Annotated in this window: 4 protein-coding genes; 1 reads left to right on the top strand and 3 read right to left on the bottom strand. The window is 45.3% G+C overall.

Annotated elements, in window-relative coordinates; all coding sequences use genetic code 11:
- From AB5935_RS16630 to AB5935_RS16620, 3 genes are all read right to left on the bottom strand, one after another.
- Nucleotides 1-2,898: UvrD-helicase domain-containing protein (locus AB5935_RS16630; protein ID WP_368327495.1), on the bottom strand; the 2,898-nt coding region annotated here is incomplete at its 3' end.
- Between the two features lie 80 nt (nucleotides 2,899-2,978).
- Nucleotides 2,979-4,280, bottom strand: coding sequence for a sensor histidine kinase (locus AB5935_RS16625; protein WP_008673847.1), 1,302 nt, complete (start codon nucleotides 4,278-4,280; stop codon nucleotides 2,979-2,981).
- A gap of 84 nt (nucleotides 4,281-4,364) precedes the next feature.
- Nucleotides 4,365-5,705 carry a sigma-54-dependent transcriptional regulator gene (locus tag AB5935_RS16620; RefSeq protein ID WP_038609749.1) on the bottom strand — a complete coding sequence of 447 codons (1,341 nt, stop codon included), beginning with the start codon at nucleotides 5,703-5,705 and terminating at the stop codon, nucleotides 4,365-4,367.
- Between the two features lie 117 nt (nucleotides 5,706-5,822).
- On the opposite strand from AB5935_RS16620, the gene AB5935_RS16615 reads away from it, so the two are divergent.
- Nucleotides 5,823-6,324 (top strand): glutathione peroxidase (locus AB5935_RS16615; protein WP_368327494.1); only part of this gene is annotated, 502 nt, incomplete at its 3' end.

The raw sequence follows: 6,324 nt of genomic DNA, 5'->3' as shown, positions 1-6,324 counted from the left end.
CCTCAAAGCCCATTCGGTGAGTTTTCGTATTTGTTCCTCTTGTTGTGCCGACTCTATGATTCCTTCGAAACGCAGGCGTTCTATGGCGGGAGGCACATCGTCCGTGGTACGGATTACGGAGAATAGATTATGCAACAACTGTCCTTGCCGGATGTATTTGTCTTCCGTTTCCTCTTCTCCCCGGATAAATTCGGCAGAACGGTTGGACTGTTTGAATTCGATGTTGGTTTCCAGCGTTTCCAGATGGATAGGCAAACGTCGGGCTACAGTCAGCAGCTTGTTGCCGGACACTTGTTTTTCCTCTTCGTGAGATGAGAGATAGAGCGTTCCCAGTTCGTATATTTCTTCTCCGGTGGCATAGCTCTTTCCGGTCATGTCGGATAAGGCATTTCCTAACAATTCGGATACCGTTCCTTTCTGTTCCGCCTTTCCATATATAATCAAGTTCTTTTTGGCACGGGTAAATGCCACATAAAGCAGGTTCAGATTATCAACCCATAATTGCAAGCGTTCATTCAGGAACTCTTCCCGATAAATGGATTGCTGCATGGCTTTGGAATAGTTGATGGGAACAATGTCAAGATCGCTAAACGGAGCTTGCCGGGGAGCACACCATACCAGATGGTTGTAAGTCTCATTCTCCATTTTCCAGTCGCAGAAGGGTAGCAGTACGGTATGGTATTCCAAGCCTTTGGACTTGTGGATGGAGAGAATGCGAATTCCTTCCACCTCGCCGGAAGGGATGGTCTTGCTGCCTAGTTTTTCTTCCCAGTAGGTGATAAAAGCGGATAATTCGGAAGAATTGCTTTGCAAATATTCCGTCACGGCATCAAAGAAGGCGCACAGATAGGCATCCTGTTGTTTGATGCAGGATATCTGAAACAGATTGAAAAGTTTTTCCATCAGTTCATACAGTGGCATGAGGCGAAGCTGTTCCGCTTCTTTTATGAAATCGAATGGCAGATAATCATCTATTTCGTTCAGCAATAGAGTGTTGAGATCTATTCCTTTATGTAATACTTCATTCTGATAAGCAGCAGCCAGTTGCGCTTTGGCAATCCGGTTTCCGGGTTGTGACAAGTAGCGCAGGCCATCCATTATCATACATACCGCCAGTGAGGCATCCAGTCGGAATGCCTCATCGGATACGATTTTGTAAGAGGTGTTCTTGTCGAAGTAATCGGCTATTAAAGGAATGCTTCTGTTCTTGCGCACCAGGATGGCAATATCTTTCAGTTGCACGCCCTGCGCCACAAGCAGCTCCACTTCTTCTCCTAGGTGGTACAGGGTGTTTTCCATATAGGTCATGTCTTCCGTATCCGATAGAAATTCCACTTTGACATACCCTTTTCCGGGATCTTTGTATGTTTCCTGACACACGTCGTTGTAGGCTTCCTTCAGTTCCTTGCATTCCTTTTTTTGTTCTTCCTTATAAATGTTGTTCAACACCTCGCAGGCGGCTGTAAACACTTCGTTGTTGAAGTGAATGATGTTTGCAGCGCTCCGGCGGTTGGTGGTCAGTGTCTTTACTTTGACGGGAAAGGCTTCGATGTTTGTTTTCAGTCCGTTCAGTATGCCCCAGTCACCGTTTCTCCAGCGGTAGATGGATTGTTTCACGTCTCCTACAATCAAGCTGTCTGCTCCCTGAGACAAACCTTCGAGCAGCAACAGACGGAAATTGTCCCATTGCATACGCGAAGTATCCTGAAATTCATCAATCATTACGTTGCGTATGGTTGTTCCTATCTTTTCGAATACAAACGAGGAATCTCCTTCTTTTACCAGGTTATGAAGCAACGCGTTGGTATCCGACAGCAGGAAGCGATTGTTCTCATGGTTCAATTCGCGTACCTCTTCGTCTATATTGGCCAGCAGACGGATATTGTTTACGTGGCGCAGGGAGAGTTGGCAGGAATTGGCCAGCATATTGTTCCGGCTTCTATATTTTTCCGATTCATTCAGCAGGGGAATCAGTTCTTTTTCTGCCAGACCTAGGATAGCGTTGCGTATGGGGGAGGTTTTTTTCACCCATTCGTCGGGGCAGTCCAGACATTTTTCCACTGTTACATTGCGGACGCTGTCATCCAGTTTGCCCGATTGTAGTTTATTAAAATAGCCGGCTATACCTCGGGAACCGTTTTTCAAATCTTCTACTTTCACCCCGTTTGTATCCAATATTCCGAAGAATTGGTCGGCAAATCCTTTCATTTGTTCCTGCACCTCTTCCAAAATGGCTTGCAGCGTCTTGCGGTAATTCTTGATACAGTCTTTGTCCCGTAATTTTTCCCGTAGCCCATTTCCTTTTTCTATATATCCTTCATCGAAGATGTTTCGTCCGAAATTCTTTATCTCACCGGAAACATTCCACCTCTTGTCATCGGCAATTCTTTCTTCTATGTATTCCAACAGCCAATAGAGTACGGGAGATTGTCGGTCCAGCTTTTCTATCATGGAGTCCACGGCATCACTCAGTACCTCCATATTGTTCAGTTCGATATTCAGATTGGCACCCAATTCCAGCTCCCGTGCCAAATTGCGCATCACCGACTGGAAGAATGAGTCAATGGTTTCCACCCGGAAGCGGCTGTAATCGTGTATCATGTAGTGCAGTGCCGTACCGGCGGCTGTCCTTATGTCTTCTGGGGGCATTTCCAGTTCTTCTGTGATTTTCTGTAAATAGGGATCAGAATCCTTATCCTTTATCCATATTCCGTATAGCTGGCTCAGAATCCGCTCTTTCATTTCGGTAGTGGCCTTGTTGGTAAAAGTCACAGCCAGTATATTACGGTATGCCCGTGGGTTCTGTATCAGCAGCTTTATATATTCCACGGCCAGTGTGAATGTTTTTCCCGAACCGGCAGAGGCTTTATAAACTAATAATTCAGGAGAATGTTTCATTTTAAATAATTTGCTAATTTGCTAATGGCTGCGCTGTGTACCGGATGGTAATTGGCTGACACATTAGCACATTTTTATTTTTAATTAAAAACCAGTACAAAAACAGTGGCCTGTCCCTTTTCCTTGTAAGGCAGCAGGGTCAGTGTGCCACCGCTCAGCCTCATGATTTGTTTGCTTAGACTCAGTCCGATGCCGCTTCCTTCCTCTTTGGTCGTGAAGAAAGGTACAAAAATTTGTCCGGCTGCATCGGGAGGAATAGCGGGACCGTTGTTGGCTATCTCTATACGGATACTTTCTTGCGGATCACAATAAGCTTTCAAGGTGATCTTTCCGTCGGGAGCATTACCTATGGCTTGAATCGCATTTTTCAGCAGATTCGTAACCACTTGGGCTATCAGGTTCTCGTCGGCAAAGACTATCAGGTCTTCCCGGGCTTCGAGGATGGAAAGAGTGATGTTGGGGCATGGATGCTGGTGCTGTGCCAGTCGGATCATCCGTTCCAGGAAAGGACGGACATAGAACAGCGATGGTTCAGGTGATGGCAGTCGTGTCAGTTTGCGATAAGACATGACAAAATTTATCAATCCTTTACCTGTAGAGTGAATCGTTTCCAGCCCTTGTTTCATTTCTTCATTTTCTGCTCCGGGAAGAGCCAGTAGTGTTTCGCTGAGGGAAGTCACCGGAGTGAGTGAATTCATTATTTCATGGGTCAGTACGCGGGTGAGGCGTATCCATGAATCTATTTCCCGTTCATCCAGCTCCCGATTGATATCACTCAAGGCAATAATGCGGAGTTCCTCGTCTTTGATACGGATGCCGGACACCCGTAAGGCAAGATGTACTGTTCCCCGTTCTGTGTTGAACTGAATTTGCAGCTTGTCACCCGGAACTGCTTTTTCCAAAGCAATCATCAGTTCATCCGAGATGCGAGAGAGTTGTTTGACATGAGTCAAAACATCCAGCCCCAACAGATTCATGGCCTCTTTATTCTTTTGATAAACGGAGCCTTTGCTGTTCAGCACCACAATGCCGGTTTCTACAAAGTCCATGATGAGCTCATAATACTTCTCTCGTTGTGCCGTTTCCTGTTTTACATTGTACAAAATACGTGCGATGCGGTTCAGCATGACATTGACCATGGAAGAATCGCCAGGGGAGGCATGTTCATAAAAACGAACAGCGGGGTCGTCGTTTTCGATGGCGTCGAGCAGAAAGGCTATCTTCCGGGTATTAAAAGTGTACAGGCGGTAAAACCAGCCTATGGAAACGAGGAATGAAGGTACGGCTACGCATAGCCACAGCCAATTGCGCTGCTGGATTAGTAAGGTGCAGGCAATACCTAGGAACAGTACAGTGAAAAAACGGAAGAAGAATTGTTTCACAGCTTGATTATTTATTGTTTCGTTGATGCTTCTTTAGAGTCTGTTTAAAATTTGATTGTAGTGAGGAAGGACATGAGAAAATGGTCATAATCCGAATTTTTTCATCTTGTTATAAAGCGTCTGACGGGTAATTCCCAACTGTGCCGCTACAGCCGAGAGGTTTCCGTTGCATTTCTCTATCGCCTTCTGAATCATTTGCAATTCCATCTCCTCCAGAGTTGAGACACTTGTTTCTGTCGCAGGAGCCGCTACTTTTCGGGGAAAATGAAAATGTTCCTCACTCAATATACCATCTTCATTGATAATGACCGCTTTCTCTACGGCATGTTCCAGTTCGCGTATGTTTCCATACCACGGATATGTCCGTAACTTTTCTTGCGCACCGGTAGAAAGAAGGATATTTCCTTTGTCATATTGTTTGCAGAATCGGTCTATAAAGCGTTCGGCCAAAGGGATAATATCTTCTTTGCGTTCCCGCAGAGGGGGAATCTCGATGTGGATGGTATTGATGCGGTAAAGCAAATCTTCGCGGAATTTGCCTTTGGCCACCATCTCTTCCAAATCACAATTGGTGGCGCAAATCAAACGTATGTTGACAGGTATCGGTTCGTTGCTTCCTACTCGCACCACGCTCCGGCTCTGAATGGCGGTGAGTAGTTTGGATTGCAGGTGATAGGGCAGGTTGCCTATTTCGTCCAGAAACAAAGTCCCTTCATGGGCGGCTTCAAATTTACCAGCACGGTCGGTATGGGCATCGGTAAACGAGCCTTTTTTATGACCGAACAGTTCGCTTTCGAACAGGGATTCGGTGATGGCACCCATGTCCACTGTTATCATATCCCGCCGGTATCGGGCAGACAAAGCGTGTATTTCCCGTGCCAGCATTTCTTTTCCTGTGCCGTTCTCTCCTGTAATCAGAATATTGGCATCCGTTTGCGCCACTTTCTCTATCAGCGTCCGCAGTTGCTTCATGGCATTGCTTTCTCCCCAATACATAGAAGATACGGTTTTAGGGATTTCCGCTCTCTTCTTGTTCTTGGAGGAATTGCGGCAGGCAGACAGCAAGGTTTCTATCAGCCGGGCATTGTCCCAAGGCTTGACGATGAAGTCTGTTGCTCCTTCCTTGATGCCGCGCACTGCCAGGTCTATGTCAGCATAGGCTGTGAAAAGTACTACGGGCAGGGAGGGGTGTATTTTCTTTATCTCGTGTAACCAGTACAGACCTTCATTCCCGGTATTCAGTCCGCTGCTGAAATTCATATCCAGCAGCACTACTTGCGCGTTTTCTTCACGTAGCGCAGCGGGCAGTGTGATGGGTGAGGGCAGTGTGACGATATGTTCGAAATGATTTTTCAGCAATAGCTTTACTGCCGACAGCACTCCTTTGTTATCATCTACTACTATGATGGTTCCTTGTTTGCTCATAAATATCTTCTGTTCTTTTTCAGAAGAACAAAGATAACAATTTTCTCTCGTCAATCTTTTCTTTCAGAGAAAACTTTTCAAGTTCATGAATTGTTCTATTATAAAATAGCATTTCAAATGAAGACATTTATATTAAGCATAATTGTAACCATGATCACATCGGTAGCTGGTGCACAGCAAAAAAGTTTTTATGACTTTACGGTCAAGGCTATTGACGGGAAGGACTTGCCACTTTCCACGTTCAAAGGTAAGAAAGTATTGGTAGTCAATGTGGCATCTAAATGCGGTTTCACTCCCCAGTACGCCAAGTTGGAGGAATTGTATGAGAAATATGGAAAAGATGATTTTGTCGTTATCGGATTTCCTGCCAATAATTTCCTACATCAGGAACCCGGCACGAATGAAGAAATCAAGGAGTTTTGTACGTTGAATTATGGAGTTACTTTTCCTATGATGGCTAAAATATCTGTAAAGGGGAAAGATATAGCTCCCCTTTATCAATGGCTTACGCATAAAAGTGAAAACGGGGTTTCGGATGCTAAGATAGGGTGGAACTTTCATAAGTTTCTGATTGATGAAAATGGTAGATGGGTTGCCTCAATCGGCTCTACTACTAGTC

It is taken from the genome of Phocaeicola sp. RTP21198st1_B8_RTP21198_201120 (assembly GCF_040929485.1).
In the GTDB taxonomy this organism is placed as follows: domain Bacteria; phylum Bacteroidota; class Bacteroidia; order Bacteroidales; family Bacteroidaceae; genus Phocaeicola; species Phocaeicola dorei.
The sequence above is the reverse complement of the archived record's forward strand: the minus strand, read 5'-3'. Positions and strand labels throughout refer to the sequence as shown.